Origin of the sequence: uncultured Thalassospira sp. (assembly GCF_963976115.1) — a bacterium.
Classification (GTDB): Bacteria; Pseudomonadota; Alphaproteobacteria; order Rhodospirillales; family Thalassospiraceae; genus Thalassospira.
Map to the genome: position 1 here is coordinate 1 of NZ_CAXBJJ010000015.1, position 21,846 is coordinate 21,846.

Annotated in this window: 21 protein-coding genes; 7 read left to right on the forward strand and 14 right to left on the reverse strand. The window is 53.7% G+C overall.

Annotation, left to right across the window (positions count from 1 at the left end; genetic code table 11):
* Positions 1-14: 14 nt before the first annotated feature.
* On the reverse strand, positions 15-221 hold the full coding sequence (locus tag AAC086_RS18400; protein ID WP_339780884.1) for a glyoxalase superfamily protein: 207 nt from the start codon (positions 219-221) through the stop codon (positions 15-17).
* 363 nt (positions 222-584) lie between these two features.
* On the opposite strand from AAC086_RS18400, the gene AAC086_RS18405 reads away from it, so the two are divergent.
* From AAC086_RS18405 to grxD, 3 genes are all read left to right on the forward strand, one after another.
* Positions 585-818 (forward strand): BolA family transcriptional regulator, encoded by a 234-nt coding sequence (locus AAC086_RS18405; RefSeq protein ID WP_085581238.1) that lies wholly within the window; start codon positions 585-587, stop codon positions 816-818.
* 108 nt (positions 819-926) lie between these two features.
* Entirely contained in the window at positions 927-1,835 is a 909-nt protein-coding gene (gene rarD / locus AAC086_RS18410) for an EamA family transporter RarD (RefSeq protein ID WP_339780887.1), read from the forward strand.
* A gap of 93 nt (positions 1,836-1,928) precedes the next feature.
* Complete coding sequence (gene grxD, locus AAC086_RS18415) at positions 1,929-2,264, forward strand: Grx4 family monothiol glutaredoxin (RefSeq protein WP_085589612.1); 336 nt, start codon at positions 1,929-1,931, stop codon at positions 2,262-2,264.
* Positions 2,265-2,345: 81 nt separating this feature from the next.
* Here grxD and AAC086_RS18420 read toward each other — a convergent pair whose 3' ends face one another.
* From AAC086_RS18420 to cimA, 5 genes are all read right to left on the reverse strand, one after another.
* Positions 2,346-2,810 carry a PACE efflux transporter gene (locus tag AAC086_RS18420; RefSeq protein ID WP_339780889.1) on the reverse strand — a complete coding sequence of 155 codons (465 nt, stop codon included), beginning with the start codon at positions 2,808-2,810 and terminating at the stop codon, positions 2,346-2,348.
* 341 nt (positions 2,811-3,151) lie between these two features.
* Complete coding sequence (gene rpsD, locus AAC086_RS18425) at positions 3,152-3,769, reverse strand: 30S ribosomal protein S4 (protein ID WP_339780890.1); 618 nt, start codon at positions 3,767-3,769, stop codon at positions 3,152-3,154.
* 242 nt (positions 3,770-4,011) lie between these two features.
* Positions 4,012-6,102 carry a methyl-accepting chemotaxis protein gene (locus tag AAC086_RS18430; RefSeq protein ID WP_339780891.1) on the reverse strand — a complete coding sequence of 697 codons (2,091 nt, stop codon included), beginning with the start codon at positions 6,100-6,102 and terminating at the stop codon, positions 4,012-4,014.
* 303 nt (positions 6,103-6,405) lie between these two features.
* Complete coding sequence (locus AAC086_RS18435; protein WP_339780893.1) at positions 6,406-7,191, reverse strand: RNA methyltransferase; 786 nt, start codon at positions 7,189-7,191, stop codon at positions 6,406-6,408.
* 205 nt (positions 7,192-7,396) lie between these two features.
* Positions 7,397-9,010, reverse strand: a complete 1,614-nt coding sequence (cimA, locus tag AAC086_RS18440) for a citramalate synthase (protein ID WP_339780895.1) — start codon at positions 9,008-9,010, stop codon at positions 7,397-7,399.
* A 330-nt stretch (positions 9,011-9,340) separates the two neighbouring features.
* Here cimA and AAC086_RS18445 point away from each other — a divergent pair, with 330 nt between their 5' ends.
* The 3 genes from AAC086_RS18445 to AAC086_RS18455 all read left to right on the forward strand — a co-directional run bounded on the left by AAC086_RS18445 (position 9,341) and on the right by AAC086_RS18455 (position 11,359).
* Positions 9,341-9,598: a hypothetical protein gene (locus tag AAC086_RS18445; RefSeq protein WP_339780897.1), complete on the forward strand. Its 258-nt coding sequence runs from the start codon at positions 9,341-9,343 to the stop codon at positions 9,596-9,598.
* Positions 9,599-9,829: 231 nt separating this feature from the next.
* Complete coding sequence (locus AAC086_RS18450; protein WP_339780899.1) at positions 9,830-10,495, forward strand: DsbA family oxidoreductase; 666 nt, start codon at positions 9,830-9,832, stop codon at positions 10,493-10,495.
* 225 nt (positions 10,496-10,720) lie between these two features.
* Positions 10,721-11,359, forward strand: coding sequence for a LysE family transporter (locus tag AAC086_RS18455; RefSeq protein WP_339780901.1), 639 nt, complete (start codon positions 10,721-10,723; stop codon positions 11,357-11,359).
* 89 nt (positions 11,360-11,448) lie between these two features.
* On the opposite strand, the gene AAC086_RS18460 is transcribed toward AAC086_RS18455, so the two are convergent.
* From AAC086_RS18460 to AAC086_RS18495, 8 genes are all read right to left on the reverse strand, one after another.
* Entirely contained in the window at positions 11,449-12,174 is a 726-nt protein-coding gene (locus AAC086_RS18460; RefSeq protein WP_339780903.1) for a DUF6064 family protein, read from the reverse strand.
* Positions 12,171-13,166, reverse strand: a complete 996-nt coding sequence (locus AAC086_RS18465; protein ID WP_339780905.1) for an aldo/keto reductase — start codon at positions 13,164-13,166, stop codon at positions 12,171-12,173. The genes AAC086_RS18460 and AAC086_RS18465 overlap by 4 nt, the downstream gene beginning before the upstream one ends.
* Positions 13,167-13,334: 168 nt before the next feature.
* Positions 13,335-14,720, reverse strand: coding sequence for a cysteine--tRNA ligase (gene cysS, locus AAC086_RS18470; protein ID WP_339780906.1), 1,386 nt, complete (start codon positions 14,718-14,720; stop codon positions 13,335-13,337).
* Positions 14,721-14,781: 61 nt separating this feature from the next.
* The gene (gltX, locus tag AAC086_RS18475; protein ID WP_339780908.1) at positions 14,782-16,134 is read right to left on the reverse strand and encodes a glutamate--tRNA ligase; all 1,353 of its coding nucleotides are present in this window, start codon (positions 16,132-16,134) and stop codon (positions 14,782-14,784) included.
* 178 nt (positions 16,135-16,312) lie between these two features.
* A complete protein-coding gene (locus tag AAC086_RS18480) occupies positions 16,313-17,989 on the reverse strand; it encodes an NAD+ synthase (protein ID WP_339780909.1) in 1,677 nt (558 codons plus the stop codon).
* A gap of 102 nt (positions 17,990-18,091) precedes the next feature.
* Positions 18,092-18,577 (reverse strand): hypothetical protein, encoded by a 486-nt coding sequence (locus AAC086_RS18485; RefSeq protein ID WP_339780911.1) that lies wholly within the window; start codon positions 18,575-18,577, stop codon positions 18,092-18,094.
* Positions 18,578-18,822: 245 nt separating this feature from the next.
* The gene (locus AAC086_RS18490; protein ID WP_339780913.1) at positions 18,823-20,205 is read right to left on the reverse strand and encodes a 3-deoxy-7-phosphoheptulonate synthase class II; all 1,383 of its coding nucleotides are present in this window, start codon (positions 20,203-20,205) and stop codon (positions 18,823-18,825) included.
* A 292-nt stretch (positions 20,206-20,497) separates the two neighbouring features.
* On the reverse strand, positions 20,498-20,944 hold the full coding sequence (locus AAC086_RS18495) for a GFA family protein (protein ID WP_339780915.1): 447 nt from the start codon (positions 20,942-20,944) through the stop codon (positions 20,498-20,500).
* Between the two features lie 146 nt (positions 20,945-21,090).
* On the opposite strand from AAC086_RS18495, the gene AAC086_RS18500 reads away from it, so the two are divergent.
* Positions 21,091-21,834 (forward strand): sulfite exporter TauE/SafE family protein, encoded by a 744-nt coding sequence (locus tag AAC086_RS18500; RefSeq protein WP_339780917.1) that lies wholly within the window; start codon positions 21,091-21,093, stop codon positions 21,832-21,834.
* Positions 21,835-21,846 lie beyond the last annotated feature (12 nt).

Genomic DNA, 21,846 nt, shown 5'->3' on the forward strand with positions numbered 1-21,846 from the left:
ACGACACGCCAAAATCAAACAAAATGGGTCATATTAAAGGAAACATGCTTTAATTCCAGGCTACCGGCATGGGATACCATCACATCCCGGCTGGCAAGGGCGGTGCGCAAGCGTTTGGCCCGGGCCTTTAGCGCATCGACGGCATCATGGGAGAAATTGGCAGGAATCCCGGTGGCCTGCGCATCCGGGATTTGATCTATCGGGGTCTCTGAACGCATCATCGTCTCCTGACAGGAGGCCGGGTGTTCGCATTGCCGGTCCGACGCGGAACCGAAAAAGATCAGATCACAACATTCACCCTCCCTTGCGGGTGCGAACGGCTGGCTGTTGCAAAGCCGATAAAGGCAATAGCGCAAAGAGTGACAAAGTTCAATGCCATGATGTTCCGCCCGCCCGGAACATGGTGTAAAATGTATCTGGCACCCCGATACCGATGGGGCATTATGGCGACGAGGCCATTCAACCAGGCCGCCCTGATTGACAGCCCCGGTGGCGCACCATATACCAGAACCAACAGTGAATGAACGGCACCGGCGCCTGCCCGCACGCGCGCACCAATTTGCCTTAAAACAAGGATGACACACATGGCGATGGCAGCACACGAAATTGAAACCATGATCAAGGAAGCCCTTCCCGATGCGCAGGTGCGAATCGAGGATTTGCGGGGTGACGGCGATCATTATGCCGCAATGGTTGTCTCCGAGGCCTTTCGCGGCAAAACCCGCGTGATCCAGCATCAGATGGTTTATTCAGCCCTGAAAGGCAAAATGGGCGATGAATTGCACGCCCTGGCGCTGCAAACCTCTGTTCCCGAATAAGGCTGCCTTTCGCAAAGCCCGCCCAATGGCACCGGTCATCGCGCATGACCGGTGCAGGTGGTTTCCGGGCCGGATTATGCCCCAATAACTGACCCTGGTTCACCTGATATGTCGCATTCAAACAAACCCGCCCTGATCGGGGCTGGCCCCCTTGCCGGGCTGGGTGCCTTTATTGCCTGGGGGTTTGCAGGCGCCTATTTTCACGCGGTCGGTTTTGCCAGTTCAATGGAAATCCTTAGCCAGCGTGTTTTGTGGTCAACGGTTCTGACCTTGATCCTGATTTTTGCCCTGGGCCGCCGGGCCGCCCTGATGACGTTATTGCGCTCGCCGCGCACCGTTGGTCTTTTATTTGCAACCGGCCTGCTGATTGCCGCAAACTGGCTGACCTATATCTGGTCGGTCAACCACGGACATGCCCTGGAAGCCAGCCTTGGCTATTATATCATGCCCTTGATCATGCTGTTGCTGGGGCGCATTTTTCTAAAGGAAAAACTGAACCGAACCCAGATTGCATCTGTCGTCATTGTGCTTGCGGGGGTGGTGAACCTGCTGGTATTTTTTGGCACATTTCCGTGGATCGCCATGGCCCTGGCACTGTTTTTCAGCTTTTACGGATTGCTGCGCAAACTTATCCCCGCCGATCCGATTGCCGGGCTGTTTGTTGAATGCCTTACCCTGCTGCCTTTTGCCCTGATTTACTTGGGCTGGCTGCAAAGCACAGACCAGTTGGCTTTTTTACATACCGGCATCCAGAACGATGCCATGCTGGTTGGGTTGGGCATCATGACGACGATTCCGCTGGTGATGTTTGCCTTTGCCGCACGCAACATGAAATTTAGCGCCCTGAGCCTGATGCAATATGTCAACCCGACCATCCAGATGTTTGTCGCCGTCTTGTTATTTGGCGAAAATTTTACCCGGGCGCATCTGATCACGTATATTTTTGTTTGGTGCGGGATGGCCCTGTTTACCTGGGATAATTTGCGTACAGCCCGTCAGTTGCGTGCCAACAGTTGACATAAACGCCGCGGAGCGCCATATCTTCGGCCAGAAACACCTTATCAACGGTAGTATGCCGTGCCGCATTTATCACAGTCAAGGATACCCGCAATGTCCGAAAATCCGGTTTTTGACCGCATCCAGAAGGATATCGACGAGAACGACGTCGTTCTGTTCATGAAAGGGACGTCCATGTTCCCGCAATGCGGCTTTTCTGCCGCCGTTGTGCAGGTTCTGGCCGAACTTGGCGTTCCGTTCAAGGACGTGAACGTTCTGGTAGACCCGGCCATCCGTCAAGGGATCAAGGATTTCTCGAACTGGCCGACCATTCCCCAGCTTTACGTCAAAGGCGAATTTGTTGGTGGCTGCGATATCATTCGCGAAATGTTTGCCAATGGCGAACTGGGCCAGCATATGCGTGAAAAAGGCGTTGCTGCGGCTGCCTGATTTTCGCACAACGCATCTGATTTACAAAACACGCCCGGCGTTACATCGCGGGCGTGTTTTATATTTTGCCCTTACGAAGATCTACCAACTGATGCTATCTGCGCGGTTGGCCTGTTTTGCGTCCTTGCGGGACACTTGCGGGATCGGGAACAACACATCATAGGCCCAGTTAAAGACAAACGCATAAACCAGATAAAACGCCGAAAACGATACATCCATCATAAAAGCCTGCAACAGGCTGACATGCAGATACCAGGCGATCAGCGGCATTAAAACAACCAGCAGACCCGCCTCGAACACAACGGCATGCGCCACACGCAACGGCACAGTTTTGTGAACGCTGCCGCAAAGTGCGACCATGCTGCGGTCAAACAGCACATTAAAAACATAGTTCCACACCGCCGCCAGAATGGCGCTAAACAGGGCCACCATTCCAATATCATGGATTGGCATGTCAAAAATCCATGTGCCCAGCGGGGCAACAATGGCAAGGCCGATGATTTCAAAGCTGAGAGTATGACGAATACGGTCAAGTGTCGTGCGCATGGCGACCTCATATTTTTTCGGGTCGTCCCGAACATATAAAACCCGGACCGGGCGAGGTCGTCCTCGTTTTGGTATGCTAAAGTATGTTTCCTTTAATATAACCCATTTTGCCAGCGCAGTCTGCCGCCTGGTAAGGAGAAGTCCGCAGGGCGTAATGGGTTTACTGACAAGGATTTCGACGCGGCCATGCGGCAGACTGCGCTGGCAAAATGAGTCATATTAAAGGAAATGTGCTTTAAAGTATCCGATGGATCAAACACCATCAAACAACAGATGCAAAAAAACGCCCGCTGAAAACAGCGAGCGTTTCTTTTTGTATTCGGCGAAACCTGAAAAACAGATTAACGCGAATAGAATTCGACAACCAGGTTCGGCTGCATTTGGACCGGGTACGGGACTTCGGCGAATTTCGGGACGCGAACGAAAGTACCTTTGAAGGCTTTCGGGTCAACTTCGACATATTCGGGAATGTCACGTTCTGCCAAGGTCGCAGCTTCGAGAACCATCGGGATTTCGCGCGAAGCCGATTTGACTTCAACAACGTCGCCTTCCTTGACCAGGTAAGAAGGAATGGTGACCTTCTTGCCGTTGACCAGGACATGGCCGTGATTCACGAACTGACGTGCAGCAAACACGGTCGGAACGAATTTCATACGGTAGACAACAGCGTCCAGACGGGTTTCGAGAATCCCGATCAGGGTTTCCGAGGTATCACCCGGGCGACGCGATGCTTCTTTGAAATAACGCAGGAACTGTTTTTCCGAAATGGAACCATAATAGCCCTTGAGCTGCTGTTTGGCGAACAGCTGGATACCATAATCGGTCGGTTTTTTGCGGCGGGTTGCGCCGTGCATGCCCGGAGCATATTCGCGCTTGTTGAGCGGCGATTTGGAACGACCCCAAAGGTTTACACCAAGGCGGCGGTCAATTTTATGCTTGGCAGCAATACGTTTCGACATTGTAAACTCGCTTTTTTAAAAGTGCTTTGTTGTCCCGATAGTTTCTGAACCACAAGGTGGTTACAGAACGGGGACGCAGAACCTTGCCGCGACCCGCTTTCTCGGAAGTGAGGCGCAATATAGAGATGAATCCCCACGAGTCAAACGGAAACCGCCGAATTCCTGCCTTTTGCGCCAAGAGGGCACCTTTAAATCAGTCGCAGCCAGCGATACGACCGGTCTGTTTTTGACAAGAACGGCACTTACGGACGCACATTTTCCAGGAAAATCTGCACTTTTTCCCGCAAGGTTGCTGCTTGCGCCGTAAGCTCCTCTGCCGCATTCGCCACTTCGGTCGCGGAACTGCCGACCTTGGCGGTCGATGCCGTCACATCGCCAATTGTTTCGGTAACCTGCGATGTGCCGCTGGCGGCACGGCCAACATTTTCGGCAATTTCGTCGGTTGCGGCCCCCTGCTGCTCAACTGCAGCAGAAATCATAGAGGCGATTTCACTGATCCGAGTGATGGTATTTGAAATACCCGAAATCGCATCTACCGCTTCCCGGGTTGCCCCTTGAATTCCTCCAATCTGGCTGGAGATTTCATCTGTTGCCTTTGCCGTTTGACTGGCAAGGTTTTTAACCTCGTTGGCAACCACGGCAAACCCCTTGCCCGCCTCGCCAGCCCGGGCGGCCTCAATGGTCGCATTCAGCGCCAAAAGATTGGTCTGGGCCGCAATATCCTGAATAAGCGTCACCACATTCCCAATCTTTTCCGACGTTTCCGCCAAACCATTAATCAGTTTTGAGGTACGGTTCGATTCTTCAACAGCCTCCGACGTCACCTGGTTGGCCTGTGCCACCTGGGCCGATATTTCGCGAATGGAGGCTGAAAGCTGTTCGGTTGCAGAAGCAACTGCCTGCACATTGCTAGACGCTTCTTCTGCGGCATGGGAAACGGTCCCGGCCTGGCGGCTTGTATCAATGGCAACCTGATTTAAAAGCCCCGAAGAATCAGACAAGCCATGTGCCGCATGGCTCACGGAATGTACAATTGTGCCAACCGAGCTTTCAAACGAGTCGGCAAGGGAGGTTAAATGCTGACGACGTTTTTCTTCGGCTGCCTGGTCGGCCTTGTGTTTCTCTTCTTCTGCCATGCGAACCCTGATGGCGTTTTCGCGAAACACTTCAACCGCCTTTGCCATATCGCCAAATTCGTTTTCCCGGTCCGTATAGGGAATTTCAATCGATATATCGTTTTTCGCCAGCGCGTTCATGCTGGCCGTCATCAAACGCACAGGCCGCCCCAAGGCTCCCCCCAGCCAGAAAGCAATCAATGCCCCGATCAAAACAACGATGGCGGCAACAATTAATGCAATAACAAGTTGATGGTTCGCGGCCCCCAGAACCGCCTTCATGGGAACAGAAATGCCCAAGGCCCAGTTTGTGCCGGTGCTGCCAATAACAACCGGGCTGAAAACAGTATAAAATGTTTCGTTGTTCGCCAGCATTTGTTGATCAGAAAAAATGTTGCCTTGTGCGGTTGTCGCCAATGCCGGCCCAAAATTGGCCTCAACATTGGTAATATTCTGGCCCACAAAATCACGCTGCGTATGGGCAACAACATAACCGCCCGATGAAACCAGCGTGGCAATCCCCCCTTCGGGCAACGAGATCTGATCGATAATTTTCTGCAAGGTTTCCAGGGCCAAATCAACTGTCACCCCGCCAATAACCTTGCTGCCCGGCGCATCTTCAAATATCGGTGCGCTAATCGTGGTCATCAAAACTTCGGTGTTATTCACCGGATAAATATAAGGTTCAACGATAGATTCCCGCCGCTCCTTGCGCGGGATCAGCCACCAGTCACCATCGCCTGGCACATCAAAACCAACAAGAGGTTCTGAAATAATCCCCCCTTTATCATCACGGTAAAAATACGGGGCAAAGCGGCCTTTTGCGTCGCTGTAAGGGGCGTTGATATGCTCGGCATCCTTACCATCAAAGGCATTGGGTTCCCATATCGTACCGCTGCCAAAAATTTGCGGGTGCTGACGCAGCATTTGCGAGATAATTTCAGCCGCAAGTTTACGATCTGTCTTCCCCGCATTATGCAGCCCCTTAAGCGAGGCCGCGACAGTGCGCACAGCCTCTGCCGGTTTGTTTAATTCTTCTGATACAGAATTTCCATACCGCACGGCCTGTTCGCGGGTCTTTTCAATCGATACAGAACGAAGAGCATCAAACGAGGATGTTTGCGTCACAATCAGAACGACCGCAATCGAAAAAAGAGCCAGTGCCGACATTGCCAGCAGCAACTGAACTTTCATCGACAAATTGGTAAAAGCCTTCATTTTCTCTGCCCCTCTTTTTGTCAGACGCACCCACACGCATCACGCGCGGTTGAGCAGACAAACTATTCAATAATGCGAGAAAACGCTTGATCGGCACTTTCGATCACAAACCCGATGGTCAGCATCAAAATAATTAGAATAAACCGAGGGTGCATCACATTATGATGAGAAGGCAGGTAAACTTAATTAATTCTTCACAAAACGCCCAGCCAAACCGACCGGGCGCAAACATCTGTAAAATCCGGTAACCGTGCCTGAAAGGTACAAACGCGTCCCGCCCCCTGAAATAGCAGATTTAAACCGTTAATTCTGTTTTGGTTTGTATTTTCCGCCGCGCATGGCAACGATCATGCCACGAATGGTTTGCACTTCCTGATGGGTCAGGCCGATCCGGTTAAAAATATTGCGAATGTTACGTTCCATTGCCGGGCGCTTGGCTTCAACACGGAAAAAGCCCGCTTCATCAAGTTCGTGTTCAAGATGAACAAACATCCGTTCAACCTCGTCATGGGTGGCGGGGAACGAATCGTTCATCATCATCTGATAATCAGGCACATCCACCCCGGCCTGCCACCATTCATACCCAATCAACAACACGGCCTGTGCCAGGTTAAGCGAGGTAAAGCCGGGATTTAGCGGCACGGTAACAACGGCATCCGCCATGGCAATATGTTCGTTGCGCACACCGGTGCGTTCGGGGCCAAACATCACGCCAATTTTTTCACCCTTGCCAATATTGGCCCGCATTTCCGGGCCGAGGCCACGCGGGGTGAAAACCGGTTTCACCGCATCGCGGGTGCGCGCCGTGGTCACGTAAATGCGGTTCAAATCGGCCAGCGCGTCTTCTTCGCGGTCGAACACTTTGGCATTGTCGATCACGATATCCGCACCCGATGCATTGGCCGTGGCCCGTTCATTGGGCCAGCCATCGCGCGGGCGCACCAAACGCAAATCAACCAGGCCGCAATTCAGCATCGCGCGCGCCGCCTTGCCAATATTATCGCCAAGCTGCGGTTCGATTAAGATGATAACGGGTGGATTAACCACGCCTGCCGTTTCAGGGCGGGCCGCAGTTGGGGTATCGCTCATCCCCTGACGTCTCCTGTTAGGTTAATCGGCGCAGATTACACACCAGCCAATAACCAGCACCTATCCATAAAGGCGGCAAACCCGCCCGTGATTGCGGGCTGCTTAGCATTTCCTGCCCCACAGCACCAGCACCCGCATGGGTCACATGCAATCCCCGTAACCGGTCAGCACGATGTGCGGCTGGTTAGGGAAAATACATTAAGGCTTATGAATGCTGGCTACTGATACCGGCTTTGAACAGTTTGTAACTTATAGAATCGCGCAGGGCATTATAAGACGCCTCGATAATATTGCTCGAAACCCCGACGGTCGCCCAACTGTTGCCTTCGGCATCGCGGCTTTCGATCATGACGCGGGTAACAGCACGGGTGCCATCCCCCCTTGTTATGATCCGCACCTTGTAATCGATCAGTTCGATCGGTGCGATCACGTCGCGATATTCCGGCACGGTCAGCAAAACCTTGCGCAATGCCGCATCCAGCGCATTGACCGGGCCGTTCCCTTCGGCCACCGACATGAACTGTTCATCGCCCACAACCACTTTTACCGTGGCCTCGGACATCGTGATAACCTGTTCGTCCTGCTCATCCACCCAGCGGCGTTCGTCGATCACGCGAAAGGATGTCACGCGAAAATACCGTTCGAGTTGCCCCATCGCCTTGCGGGCCAGCAATTCAAAACTGGCTTCGGCCCCGTCATAGGCATAACCGTCAAATTCGCGCTGTTTAACCAGTTCCACCAGTTTGCCAACCGCTTCGGATTTGGGGTCAACATCGACGCCGATTTCCCGAAACCGCGCCAGAATATTGGATCGTCCCGCCTGGTCCGACACCAGAATCTGGCGCTGATTGCCAACTTTTTCCGGTTCAACATGCTCATAACAGGCCGGGTTTTTCTCGACCGCCGACACATGCAAACCGCCCTTATGGGCAAAGGCCGATTCACCAACATAGGCCGCCTGCCGGGTTGGTTCGCGGTTGAGCCGGTCATCAAGAATATGTGAAATACGCCGCAACTGGGTTAATTGTTGCGCGCTGATGCCCACATCATAACCCATTTTCAGCATCAGGGTCGGAATGATGGAAATCAGGTTGGCGTTGCCGCACCGTTCACCAAGACCATTGAGCGTGCCCTGAATTTGGCGCGCCCCGGCCCGCACAGCCGCCAGCGAATTGGCAACCGCATTTTCGGTATCATTATGGCAATGAATGCCAATGTGGCTGCCGGGAATGCGGGTACATACATCGCTGACAATTTGCGAAATTTCGTCGGGCAATGTGCCGCCATTGGTATCGCACAGCACAACCCAGCGCGCACCGGCATCATAGGCCGCCTGAATGGCCAACAAGGCATAATCCCGGTTGGCTTTATAACCATCAAAGAAATGTTCGGCATCAAACAGCACTTCTTCGCTATGCTGTTTTACATGCGCGACCGATTCCGAAATCATCGCGATGTTTTCATCAAGTTCGATGCCTAACGCCTCGGTCACCTGAAAATCCCAGCTTTTCCCCACCATGCACACCACCGGCGCATTCTGGATCAGGGTGGTCAGGCCCGGGTCGTTCGATGCCGACCGACCGGCACGGCGCGTCATGCCAAAGGCAGTCAGGCGTGAATTTTTCAGTTTGGGCGGATTGGCAAAAAACGCGTCATCTGTCGGGTTTGCCCCTGGCCAGCCGCCTTCAATATAGTCAATCGACAGCTCGTCCAGTGCCTTGGCAATCGCGGTTTTATCCGCGGCTGAAAAATCGACGCCCTGGGTCTGTTGCCCATCACGCAAGGTACTGTCATATAAATAGACGCGCTTGTCAGACATATTGGTTCCAAATCTGCATTTTTATGCGGTGCCTCATGGGCAGCCCGCGAAAACGGGTGGTTCCCCGGCTTTCAGGGTCGGGACGGTCTGGCAAATTGCCGCAAAACCGCTTCCGGTGCAACCTCGTTGCCACGCGCAGCAAAAAAACGACAAATTCTGCGATTTCTCCACCTTTAGAGTAGTTACCCTGTCCCCTTGCATGATTGTGCGACACCGGAACTCACATTATGTTGCTGTACATACTTTCAGATGTGAAAAAACACCTGTCACACCCTTGCGTTGATATCCATGCGTATAAATAGATCCTCTTGGTCCTAAGGAAATGGTTATATGCGTCGCATTGCTTCCGGAACAGACGATCTGATATTTCTGGGCGGCTTGACATGGCACCGCGACGGCAAACATTGCTGGCGGGCGGTCGACCGTTTTGCCGAATATACCATCTGCTGGGATGTCGATGAAAGATGGCATGGCTACTGGGTCCGCAATGGTGTCAAAACCCACGCAGACTGGTCCTGCCCGACAATCGAAACCTATGCGGAATACATGATTGATCAGGTTCGCCATACCCGCACGGACATCGATTAATCGCAATTAACGGCAGACCTGTTCACCGGTCCCGCCCCAGCCATTCAAAGCCGGAACGTCTTTTGCTTTAAACCGTCCGGCTTGAACACCACCGTCAATTGCCGTGCTTCTCAGATACACAGAACCATCCGTTTCACGGATTTCTGAAAGCCCCGTCATGCACGAATGGTTGCGTTATTGTGACAAGGGCTTATGTCTGGGGAAAGTTCATTCATAACAAAAGGTCCCGGCATGACCCAAACGACCAAAATGCAGATCGACATTGTTTCCGACATTGTCTGCCCGTGGTGCATTATCGGCTATAAACATCTTGAGCAGGCCCTGCACAATCTGCAAGGCCAGCTTGATGTGAAACTGCGCTGGCACCCGTTCGAGCTTAACCCCGACATGGGGCCTGAAGGCCAGGAACTGGGCGAACATATCCATGAAAAATACGCACTGACACCGGACCAAAGTGCCGAAAACCGGGACCGCATCCAGATGATGGGCGAAAATGCCGGTTTTGACATTCATTTCAGTTCTGACAGCCGCATTTACAACACCTTCGATTGCCACCGCATGCTGTATTGGGCGGGCAAAAAGGGCAAACAAACCGACCTGAAACTGGCGCTGTTTCGGTCTTATTTTCAGGAAGGCGAAAACCCTGGTGATCACGGTGTTTTAAAACGTTGCTGCGAAGAAGTGGGCCTGTCACCGGAAGAAGCAGACGAAATTCTGGCAGGAGATACATATGCCAGCGAAGTCCGCGCCGAGGAAGAAGAATTTAAATCCGCCGGCATTACGTCGGTTCCGACCTATGTGGTAAATGGCAAATACGCCATTAGCGGCGGCCACCCGCCCGAAGTTTTTGAACAGGCCTTATCCGAAATTGCCCGTGGCGTGACCGGCGAGGAATAAGCCGCCCCGACCCCTGCCAAAGGATAGACCCTCGCTCAAAGCCCGGCGGCATCCGTCGGGCTTTGAGTGTTTACACCGTAGCGCAGGATCGCCTCAGAGCCGGATAATTGATCCTCTCGCCCCTGACATCTGCTGTCAGTACAGATCATAAACGGGTTTTCCACAATCGACGCCGTCCCGGTATTGGCATATGGTTTTTGAATTGATGCAACAAAGGGTGATGTGATGGCAGAGCTTCAAATGTATTTACCCGGTATTTTGCTGGCTTATGCCGCCTTGCTGGTCGGTTTGATCAGCCCCGGCCCGGCCTTGATGGCATTGATGGGCGTATCACTTGGCGATGGCCGCCGGGCAGGACGCTTCTTTGCCCTTGGCATTGGCAGTGGTTCATTCTGCATTGGGGTCATTACCCTTTCGGGCCTGTCGGCCCTGCTTGTTGCCTATGCAGATGCCATGTATGCCATTCGCATCGCCGGTGGTTGTTACCTGTTATGGCTGGCCTACAAGGCCTTTAAATCGGCCGCGCGCCCTGCAACCGTTGCCGCCAAAGCCGATAACGACCCACAGCAATCGCCCGCGCATTATTACAGCCGCGGCCTGGCACTTCACTTAACCAATCCCAAAGCCATCCTGACCTGGATCGCCATTATTTCGATTGGCTTTCAGCCGGGCGCACCGCTTTGGGTGGGAATGGCTATTGTTGCGGGCTGCGGGCTTTTATCAACCGGCATACATCTGTTTTATGCCACGGCTTTTTCGACCCGGCCGGTTATTGCGCTTTATCGGCGCATGGCACGCTGGATCAACGGCATTCTCGGCCTGTTTTTCGCGGCAATCGGCCTGAAATTGCTGTTTAACCGGTAAACGGGCGGCTTGCAGCCCAGGCATGGCGGATGTTAGCGCCTTGCTGTGCTGCTTGGGGTTTATTGGCAGTGAATTAAAGGAAAGATGCTTTAAGTCGGGCATCGGTCGGTGCCGCTGGCTGATTTGCGTGTGACGCCGCTTTTGGCATCCATCCAGCCCCCCAATATTGCCAGCCACGCCGAGACCACGGGCAACCAGGCAATATCCTGATCCATTGCCCACAATGTCAGGCTGGTAACAAGGCACCATAAAACCGGGGCGGGCAACAACAGCCAGCGCCATGTGCCCCGTGCCAGCAACAGCAGGCCCAATGTCCCGATCGCTGTTGGGTCGGGCGCACTGCCAAACAGTTCGGCGGCCATTATTTCGCGGCCTGAAAGCAGGCTGAAAAACGGGTAAACCGGTATCGCCAAAATCAGCAACGCCACCCCGGCCATGCTGGAAAAATCACCGCGCCAGCAAAACAATAACGGGGTTTTACGAACGCAAAACACCACCAGCATAAAGGTTTGCACCCCGAATAACGGCAACACATAAGGCACAGCCCAATTGATGGGTTGATAATAATATCCCATAAAAACCGCGCCCGACCACGCCCACATCATGGCCAGCACCAGCGGCACCAGACGCGACATAAGGTGCCGCCTGCCCGTGTGTGCTCGTCGCAATACCCAAAACACCAATCCCGCCCCGGCCAGATATAACAGCAGATTAACCGGCCAGAATGCCTGATTGAAAATGGCAAATAACCGGTAATACACCCGGCTGGAAAACAGCAAAAAATCAACCAAATGATAATCCCACCATTCCGTCATAGGGCGTTTCCTATGGCCGTGGCGATGGCGTGGCGCATTTTTTCATCGGGCAATACAGAATATTGGGCATTTGTGTTTGTATTTGTACCGGCATCCTGCATGGCTGCGGCAAGGTTTTCGCGCAGATGATCCACCCTTGTTGTGGCCGGGATGGTGCAGGTCACTGCCGGGTGAGAAATGATGTATTTCAAAATCAGTTGCGCCCAGCTTTGCGCGCCAAGTTCAGTGGCAAAACCGGGAAGGGGGGTGCCGCGTAGCGCCTTGGTCAAATGTCCGCCGCGAAAGGGCCGGTTAATAATAACGCCCATGCCGCGTTCCTGCGCCATGGGCAAAATGCGGTTTTCCACGGCCCGATCCAGCGGATTATAGGTCACCTGAATAAAATCCAGCGGCGCGCGCTCCATGACCACACCCAGCAGGTCGTGACGACGTTCATGCGATGTGGTCACACCAACATATCGCAGCGCGCCTGCGTTCTTTTTGTCCTGCAGCAACGGCAACTGATCTTCCCAGTCCAGCATATTATGCACCTGCAGCAAATCAAACCGCGATATGCCCCAGTTTTCGGCAGTTTGGGAAATTTGATCCGCCCCGCCCTTTTCATCGCGGGTCCAAACCTTGTCGGTGGCAAACACCTGTTGGCGGTTAATGCCCAGTGATGCCAATCCATGGCCGATGGTGGCCTGCGATGATCCATACATCGGGGATGAATCAATCATTTTGCCGCCCCCGGCAAAAAACGCCCCCATGACATCGGCGCAATTTTTCAACAAAACCGGATCATTACCCACGTTAAAGGTAATCCAGCTGCCCAGACCAATCGCCGGTATTGTTTCATCACTGGCAGGAATTTTACGGTGCAACACCCCCGATCCGGACGCAACCTGCTGACCATGCGACGTTCCGATAAACGGCACACCGGCAATGGTCACGGCCCCCAACCGGGCTGCCCCCATCAAAAACGTGCGCCGACTGATATCAGCAAAGGTCATGTTGGCATTTCCTTTGATCATCCGTGGTTCGTATCACAGCCCAAGGGTGCCGTAAAACAGCCCCCCATGCAAGGAACGCCATTTTCCGCCGAACCCCGCCCTTTTTCAAAGAAAAAAGGCGCCCCGGTTTCCCGATGGCGCCTTTCGCAAAGGTCACAAAAGAACAGATCAACCGCGTTTCCAGGTTGTCCCGTCCTTGAAGTCTTCCAGAATAATGCCGCGTGCCAGCAAATCATTGCGGATCTGGTCGGCAACCGCGAAATCACGGTTTTTCTTGGCATCCGCCCGCTTGATAATCAGCGCGTCAATTTCGGCGGCTTCATCTGCATCGCTACCACCGGTAAACCAGCTATCAACATCGATTTCCAGAATACCCAGCAATTCGGCTGCCGCCAGAACACGACCTTTGGCTTCGGCCTTTTTACGGTCGTTCCTGGCTTTGTTAAGCTGCGTGATCAGCTCGTGAAACTCGGCAATGGCCAATGGTGTGTTCAAATCATCACACAGCGCGTTCAACACCCCGTCAGGCACGTCGGCATCTTCATAAACAATCGAGGATGTTTGACGCAGGGCCGTATAAAAACGGTCCAGGGCTTCCTTGGCCTGGCGCAGGTTATCAAGTGTCCAGTTGATCGGCTGATGATAATGGGTGCTCATCATCGCCAGTCGAATGGCTTCGCCCGGCCAGCTTTCCAGCAATTCATGCACGGTGACAAAATTGCCCAATGACTTGGACATTTTTTCGCCTTCAACCATCAGATGGCCGTTATGCATCCAGTATTTGGCATAGCTGGACCCGTGATTGGCACAGCAGCTTTGGGCAATTTCGTTTTCATGATGCGGAAACACCAGGTCGATCCCGCCGCCATGAATGTCAAAATTTTCGCCCAGATAGCGCGTTGCCATGGCCGAGCATTCAATATGCCAGCCCGGACGCCCACGGCCCCACGGGCTGTCCCAGCCCGGCGTGTCTTCGTCAGACGGTTTCCACAATACAAAGTCCGCCGGGTCCTTTTTATAAGGGGCGACTTCAACGCGGGCACCGGCAATCATTTCATCACGGTTGCGGCGCGATAATTTGCCATATTGTTCGTATTTGGACACCGCAAACAACACATGACCTTCGACAGCATAGGCAAAGCCCTGCGCGATCAGTTTTTCGCACATGGCGATCATATCGGGGATATGGTCGGTCGCACGCGGTTCAATATCGGGCTTGTCCGCATTCAGCGCGTCCATATCTTCAAGATAGGCCTGATGGGTGCGCGCGGTAATCGCCGAAATCGGCTCACCGCTGTCGCGGGCGCGCTGATTGATTTTGTCATCAATGTCGGTGACATTACGAACATAGGTGACGTTCGGATACAGATAGCGCAACAAACGCACCAGCGTATCAAACACCACAACCGGGCGCGCATTGCCAACATGGGCATAGTCATAAACCGTTGGTCCGCAGACATACAAACGTACATCGTCTTCATCAATCGGTTCAAATAGCTGTTTTTCGCGGGTCAGGCTGTCGTAAATACGCAAGGCAGGATATGTGTCAGTCATTTTTTATGGTCCGTTCAAATGGCGTTAGGGCGACTGTCATATTCGGGCGATCCGACCGAAATCAGACCGCCGTGCCACACAGCCGTGCACGGGCCTTTTCGCTGCCAATCAGCGGCAACATTGCCGACATTTCCGGGCCATGTTCGCGCCCGGTCAGGGCTTTGCGTAACGGCATAAACAACTGCTTTCCTTTACGGTCAGTGGCCTCTTTCAATGCCCCCGTCCAGCTTTTCCAGCTTGTAGCATCCAGTGCGCCCATCGGCAATATATCGGCCGCCTGACGCAGGAAGTCACGGTCTTCTTCATCAATTTCAGGCACGGTCACAGTGTGGATCACATCCCACCATTCGCGGGCTTCGGCCACACGCCAGCAATTGCTGCGTACCGCCAGCCAAAACGGCTCGTCAATATCTTCCATGCCTGCGGCAACCAGCTTGTCACGGGCCTGCTCAAAGGGCATTTCGTGAACGATTTTTTCGTTCAGCGATGCCAGATCAGCCGGGTCAAATTTCGGTGTCGAACGCCCGAATGCCGAAATATCAAACGTTTCAATCGCACCCCGCATGGTCACCGGTTCGATCCGCTCAGACGCGCCAAGCCCGGTCAAAAGCCCGACCAGGGCCGGCACTTCAAAGCCATCATTGCGCAATTCGCGCAGCGACAGGCTGCCCAATCGTTTCGAAAGCTGTGATCCGCCCGGCCCGGCCAAAAGCGGCATATGACCAAAATCAAGCCCGCCCGCCTTGCCGCCCAGCGCCATATAAACCAGAATTTGCGCCACGGTGTTGGTCACATGGTCTTCCCCACGAATGATATGAGTAACACCCATTTCAAGGTCGTCCACCACCGATCCCAGCATATACAGCAACGATCCGTCCTCGCGGATCAGAACCGGGTCCGAGACATGTTCGGTGTCAAAATGGCACAGGCCACGGCACATATCTTCCCATTCGACCACACCGTCGGGCAGCAAAAAGCGCCAATGGGGCTTGCGGCCTTCGGCTTCGAAGGCTTTGATTTCAGCCGGGTCCAAAATAAGCGCCTTGCGATCATAAATGAAAGGCTGGTGGCGCTGGCGGGCCGCCTTGCGTTTCCAGTTCAGTTCGCCTTCCGTTTCATAGCACGGATAGAGCAGCTTTTCGGCTTTCAGTTTTTCAATCGCAACGTCGTATTTGTCCTGACGCAGGGACTGGCGTTCCTCGCGGTCCCAGTCAATGCCCAGCCAACGCAAATCCTCGCGAATGGCATCAACATATTCATCCCTGGAGCGTTCCGGGTCGGTATCATCAAACCGCAGGATAAATTCCGCGCCATGCTTGCGGGCATAAAGCCAGTTCATCATGGCAACACGGGCATTCCCGACATGAAGCAAGCCGGTCGGGCTGGGGGCAAAACGTAAAACAGGTTTTTTCATATCAATATTTTTCAAACAAAATCCATGTCATACCAGACCCGTCGAGGGTAACCCTCGTCGAAATCCGGTTAGGCGCGACTGCGCCGCGCGGCCTGTGCCGCGAGAGGCAAGGGCTTTATTAAAGCCCGCCCGCCGAGTGAGGGGCGCGTTGAACGATGTCGGTCAACGCGTTTTAACATCAGGTAACCAGATTGGTAAAACCATTGGTAATCGGGTATCGCCGGTCACGGCCAAAGGCACGCGGTGTAATTTTCACCCCCGGCGGCGCCTGTCGGCGTTTATATTCAGCACGGTCCAACAACCGCCAAACCCGGCGCACTGTTTCTTCGTCATGGCCACCGGCAACAATTTCAGCAACACTCCGTTCCCCTTCAATCATCTGGTGCAGTATATCATCAAGAACATCATAGGGGGGCAAACTGTCTTCGTCTTTCTGATCGGGGCGCAATTCGGCCGAGGGCGGCTTGGTAATGATCCGTTCGGGGATCACCATGCCCTTCGGCCCCAAAACACCTTGCGGGCAATGGGCGTTGCGCCAGTGGCACAGGGCAAACACCGTGGTTTTATAAAGATCCTTAAGAACCGAATACCCGCCGCACATGTCACCATATAACGTGGCATAACCAACCGACATTTCCGATTTGTTGCCCGTGGTTAACACCATGTGGCCAAATTTGTTGGAAAGCCCCATCAATATGATCCCGCGGGAGCGGGCCTGAATGTTTTCTTCGGCAATATCAGGATCACGCCCGGCAAAAGCCGGGGCCAGCATGGTGCCAAAGGCTTCCATCGCCGGGCCGATATTAATGCTTTCGATGCCGGTTTTTAACATATCGGCGCAAATTTGCGCATCTTCCAGGCTATCGGCCGAGGTATAGGGCGACGGCATCATCACCAGACGCACGCGATCCGCCCCCAGCGCGTCCACCGCCACGGCAGCAGACAGGGCCGAGTCAACCCCGCCCGACATGCCAATCACAACACCTGGAAACCGGTTTTTATTTACATAATCGCGCAGGCCCAAAACCAGTGTCTGGTAAATCGCATCAAGGCCGGATGGATAACGCGCATCGGGCGCAGCATCATCGCAATACCATTTGCCATCCCCGTCGCGTGACCAGTTCGATATCACCACCGATTCGACAAAGGCAGGCAAGGCAACCGCAAGCACACCATCGCCATCCAGACCAAACGAACCGCCATCAAAAACCAGTTCGTCCTGTCCGCCAACCTCGTTGCAATAAATCATCGGCAGGCCACATTCCAGCACCCGGTCGCGGATAAGCTGGCGACGCAGCCCGTCCTTGTCAGCCTCGAAGGGCGACCCGTTGGGAACCAGCATAAATTCGGCACCGCGCCCGGCCAAATGGGCCACCACATGCGGTGTCCACACATCCTCGCAAATCGGCACACCCAGGCGAATGCCGCGAAAATCAACGACATCGGGCATGGGGCCGGCATCAAAAACGCGTTTTTCGTCAAAAACGCCATAGTTAGGCAAATCGTTTTTGGCACGCACGGTTTCAATCTTGCCACCATCAATCAGCAAAACGGCATTATAGCGCGCGCCGTTAAACTCCCACGGCGTCGCCAGCAACAGGGCCGGTCCGTTTTTGCGATTTGCGGTACGCTGGCAAATATCATCGACCGCTTCGCGCAAATGGCGCATGAAAGATGGCTTCATCACCAGGTCTTCGGGGGGATAGCCCGATAACACCAGTTCAGAATAAAGAACAATATCCGCGCCCCTGGCGGCCGCAGATTCCCAGGCAGCCACAATCTTTTCCGCATTACCGGCAATGTCACCGACAACGGGGTTTAACTGGGCAATGGCAATGGCGAGTTTGTTTTTCATAGTGTTTGGAATAGGAGGGGTCCGCCCGCAAGTCAATTGCGGAAATTGCAATAGCCCCCGATGCTTTTACAACCCATCACCCGACACATCAGTACACATGGCCTAAAGTGCCATCGCGGCGTCGATTTCATCCTGGCTCATGGTTTTGGCCGATCCATGAATGATCGCGCTGGCAACATCCATAAACCGCTGCAAAGCGGACGTTGCGCTGTTGGCTGTCATACGAATAACTTCCGGGTTGCCTTTATCAATGACGATTGCAAGCTGTTCATTGGCGCGCAACACCACGGCATTCATATGCTCGACAGTTTCCTCGAACGGGTGGCGAAATTTTTCGGGCACGTGATCATAGGCCTCGATTGCCAGTTCACGATCAGAAAAGGCACTGTTCTGAAAATGCTGTTGATAGCTTTTCGGTGCCCATTCCTGACAATCTTCAAGCATATCAGGCATATCGGGCACCATTTCCAACAACATCACGATTTCGTTGAAATGATTCAGATAATCCGTTGCAAGCAGCGTTGCCGAGGAAATGTTGGTTCCCTCAACTTTCTTTTGCCAGAGTGCAAAATCGTCATCGGATGACATGTTCGCGGGTGTCCCTCTCTCGCCGGCAAATGCGCCCTGTTTCTGTTATATGCTAAAGCACAAGCTTCGCATCAATATCAATATGAAACAAATCCTCAAATAGGGACGTTTTGACCGTTTTTTTACCCCAAAACACCGCAAAACTGCTGTCCAAACGGTCAATGTAGCGACGAAAAAAGGTGCCCGGCAAACCGGACACCCTTTTATAAGGTCTAACCCAACATCTTTGGGACCACTAAAAACGATCAGGCGCTTGCCAGCAATTCGTCACGCACATTGTCGCGATCCTGCTTGATCATTTCCGCCATCAGAAACGCCAGTTCAAGGGCCTGGGCGCCGTTCAGGCGCGGGTCACAATGGGTGTGGTAACGATCCGACAGGCTATCTTCGGTAATCGCCTGTGCCCCGCCAATGCATTCGGTCACATCGGTGCCGGTCATTTCAAAATGAACGCCACCGGCATGGGTGCCTTCGGCCTTGTGGATGTCAAAAAATGTTTTGACCTCGCCCAGGATCGAATCAAATGCACGGGTTTTGTATCCGTTGCTGGCCTTAACCGTGTTGCCATGCATCGGATCGCACGACCAGACAACCTTGCGGCCTTCGGCCTGCACCCGGCGCACCAGACGCGAAAGATGTTCTGCCACCTTGCCCGACCCCATCCGGCAAATCAGGGTCAAACGACCTGCTTCATCGGCCGGGTTCAGAATATCGATCAGGCGGATCAGTTCGTCTTCATCAAGGGTCGGTCCGCATTTAAGGCCAATCGGGTTTTTAACCCCGCGCAAAAACTCGACATGCGCCCCGTCAGGCTGGCGGGTACGGTCGCCAATCCACAGCATATGGGCCGAACAATCGTAATACTTCCCGGTCAGGCTGTCCTGGCGGGTCAATGCTTGTTCGTATCCCAGCAACAATGCCTCGTGCGAGGTATAAAAATCGGTTTCGCGCATTTGCGGCGCGGATTCCGGGGTGATGCCGCAGGCACGCATAAACGCAACAGCTTCATCAATCTGGGTGCTCATCTGACGATATCGTTCCCCCGCGGGGCTGTTATCAACAAATGACAGATTCCAGCGATGGATCTGGGTCAGATCGGCAAAACCACCCTGGGCAAAGGCCCGCAACAGGTTCAGCGTCGACGCTGACTGGTTATAGGCCTTGATCTGGCGCTGCGGGTCCGGGGTGCGCGATTCTTCGGTAAATTCGATCCCGTTAACATTGTCACCGCGATAGCTGGGCAGTTCCATACCGTCGATCGTTTCCATATCGGCCGAACGCGGTTTGGCAAACTGGCCTGCCATACGGCCAACCTTGACCACCGGGCACGACGCGCCATAGGTCAGTACCACAGCCATCTGCAACATGACCTTAAAGGTGTCGCGGATGTTGTTAGGATGAAATTCCTTAAAACTTTCGGCGCAATCCCCGCCTTGCAGCAGAAAGGCCTTGCCTTCTGCCACCGCACCCAGTTTTTCCTTAAGCGCGCGCGCCTCGCCAGCAAATACCAAAGGAGGATAGCTGCCGAGCTCTTGTTCGACGGCCTTGAGGGCCTGTGCATCCGGATATGACGGGATCTGCTTCACAGGCAGGTTCCGCCAACTATCAGTGCTCCAGCTCTTGCTCATTTGCTTCCTCTCCATCGGATGTCTCTTTCAACACCCCTAGCATATCATCAAATAATATCATGCGGCCCGATTTATCCGGGCCAAAACCCGCCATGTGCCGGGTCCAACTAGATAAGGGTTTTGCTGTGCGGTTTCCAGTCTTTCCCGCACCGCGCCAACAGAAAAATGGCAAATTTTTGCCAATACAGTGCGTATGTGCGCAAAATTCCACTCATTTTCGCCACCCACGGATGAAACATACCCCGCACAAAACACGCCACGCGCACGGCCCCCGTGCGAATCCGCGCTCCGATCAGGCAAAATCATCGTCAGGTTCACCGGGATATGTTTTTGCCCCCTTTGGAATCGCAATGCCGGGCACTTTGCGTGCCGCCCAGATATGAACCACCCCGGCAAGGTCTGGCACCACATCAAGCGACCCGCCCTTTACACTTGTCAGTTCGGAACAATCCAAAGCACCATGAAACAGCCGCGTTCCACATTGCGGGCAAAAATGACAGTCCAAAACCGCCCCGCTATCGGTGGGGCGCTGCCACGTTTTAAGCTGGCCTTGTGTCACCGTAATATCGCATCCGCGCACCAGCACCGAAATACCAAACGCCGACGCCGCCTGTTTCTGACATTCGCGGCAATGGCAAATATAGATCTTAACCGGCACAGCTGCGATACAATATCGAACCTCACCACACTGGCATCCTCCGGTCAGTAACGGCTGCGCGTTTTTCGTAATATGTGTCATGTCCCGGCCCTGTCGTGATGTAAACCCTTTTGCCCAAGCAGCTTACACCCCGATTGAAACGGTTGCACCCTGGGGTAAATCCTCGCAAACTGCGCCTCCTGACACATCGTGGCAGGAACCATGCCCTCCTTTTTTCAGGATACCTGATGACAGTTGAAACTGCGGTGATTATTGCGTGCGCCTATTTCATTGCGGCCTTTGTCAAAGGGGCGACCGGGCTTGGGTTTTCAACCTCGGCCCTGCCGGTGCTGACCCTGGGGCTGGGCCTTAAACCGGCGATGCCGCTGGTGATTATTCCATCTGTGGTCAGCAATACCATTGTCATGGTGCAGGCCGGGCATTTTCGCGAAACCGTGAAACGGTTCTGGCCGATGTTTTTGGCCACCATTCCCGGCTTGATTGTTGGCCTGCTGATTTTAGACCGGGTTAACGGCCTTGTCGCCGGGGCGGTTTTGGGCACCGTTCTGATCCTGTATGGCCTTGTCAGCATCAGCCGCCCGGCATTTCATTTGCCAGACCATCTGGCAGGCAGGCTTGCCCCGATATCGGGGTTTCTCACCGGGCTGGTCAATGGCATTACCGGGTCGCAGGTGATGCCGATCCTGCCTTTTTTGCTATCCCTGCGGCTGGACCCGAAACGCTTTGTCCAGGGGGTGAACATATCTTTCACCCTGTCCAGTCTGGTAATGGCGGCAGGCCTGACCAAAATCGGCTTGATGACGTGGCACAGTGTCGCGATCTCGCTGGCGGGCCTTGTTCCGGTATTTATCGGGGTGAAGGCGGGCAGTTTTGTGCGTGAAAAACTGCCCGCTGAAACATTTCGCAAGCTGGTTTTGATCATGCTGATCGCCTTTGGCCTGATTCTGGTCGGCAAGGCCATTTTCGGATAACACCTGTTGCGG

Coding starts and splice junctions, on each gene's coding strand:
- AAC086_RS18400 (WP_339780884.1), bottom strand. CDS start 221: ATGATGCGTTCAGAGACCCCGATAGATCAAATCCCGGATGCGCAGGCC.
- AAC086_RS18405 (WP_085581238.1), top strand. CDS start 585: ATGGCGATGGCAGCACACGAAATTGAAACCATGATCAAGGAAGCCCTT.
- rarD (WP_339780887.1), top strand. CDS start 927: ATGTCGCATTCAAACAAACCCGCCCTGATCGGGGCTGGCCCCCTTGCC.
- grxD (WP_085589612.1), top strand. CDS start 1,929: ATGTCCGAAAATCCGGTTTTTGACCGCATCCAGAAGGATATCGACGAG.
- AAC086_RS18420 (WP_339780889.1), bottom strand. CDS start 2,810: ATGCGCACGACACTTGACCGTATTCGTCATACTCTCAGCTTTGAAATC.
- rpsD (WP_339780890.1), bottom strand. CDS start 3,769: ATGTCGAAACGTATTGCTGCCAAGCATAAAATTGACCGCCGCCTTGGT.
- AAC086_RS18430 (WP_339780891.1), bottom strand. CDS start 6,102: ATGAAGGCTTTTACCAATTTGTCGATGAAAGTTCAGTTGCTGCTGGCA.
- AAC086_RS18435 (WP_339780893.1), bottom strand. CDS start 7,191: ATGAGCGATACCCCAACTGCGGCCCGCCCTGAAACGGCAGGCGTGGTT.
- cimA (WP_339780895.1), bottom strand. CDS start 9,010: ATGTCTGACAAGCGCGTCTATTTATATGACAGTACCTTGCGTGATGGG.
- AAC086_RS18445 (WP_339780897.1), top strand. CDS start 9,341: ATGCGTCGCATTGCTTCCGGAACAGACGATCTGATATTTCTGGGCGGC.
- AAC086_RS18450 (WP_339780899.1), top strand. CDS start 9,830: ATGACCCAAACGACCAAAATGCAGATCGACATTGTTTCCGACATTGTC.
- AAC086_RS18455 (WP_339780901.1), top strand. CDS start 10,721: ATGGCAGAGCTTCAAATGTATTTACCCGGTATTTTGCTGGCTTATGCC.
- AAC086_RS18460 (WP_339780903.1), bottom strand. CDS start 12,174: ATGACGGAATGGTGGGATTATCATTTGGTTGATTTTTTGCTGTTTTCC.
- AAC086_RS18465 (WP_339780905.1), bottom strand. CDS start 13,166: ATGACCTTTGCTGATATCAGTCGGCGCACGTTTTTGATGGGGGCAGCC.
- cysS (WP_339780906.1), bottom strand. CDS start 14,720: ATGACTGACACATATCCTGCCTTGCGTATTTACGACAGCCTGACCCGC.
- gltX (WP_339780908.1), bottom strand. CDS start 16,134: ATGAAAAAACCTGTTTTACGTTTTGCCCCCAGCCCGACCGGCTTGCTT.
- AAC086_RS18480 (WP_339780909.1), bottom strand. CDS start 17,989: ATGAAAAACAAACTCGCCATTGCCATTGCCCAGTTAAACCCCGTTGTC.
- AAC086_RS18485 (WP_339780911.1), bottom strand. CDS start 18,577: ATGTCATCCGATGACGATTTTGCACTCTGGCAAAAGAAAGTTGAGGGA.
- AAC086_RS18490 (WP_339780913.1), bottom strand. CDS start 20,205: ATGAGCAAGAGCTGGAGCACTGATAGTTGGCGGAACCTGCCTGTGAAG.
- AAC086_RS18495 (WP_339780915.1), bottom strand. CDS start 20,944: ATGACACATATTACGAAAAACGCGCAGCCGTTACTGACCGGAGGATGC.
- AAC086_RS18500 (WP_339780917.1), top strand. CDS start 21,091: ATGACAGTTGAAACTGCGGTGATTATTGCGTGCGCCTATTTCATTGCG.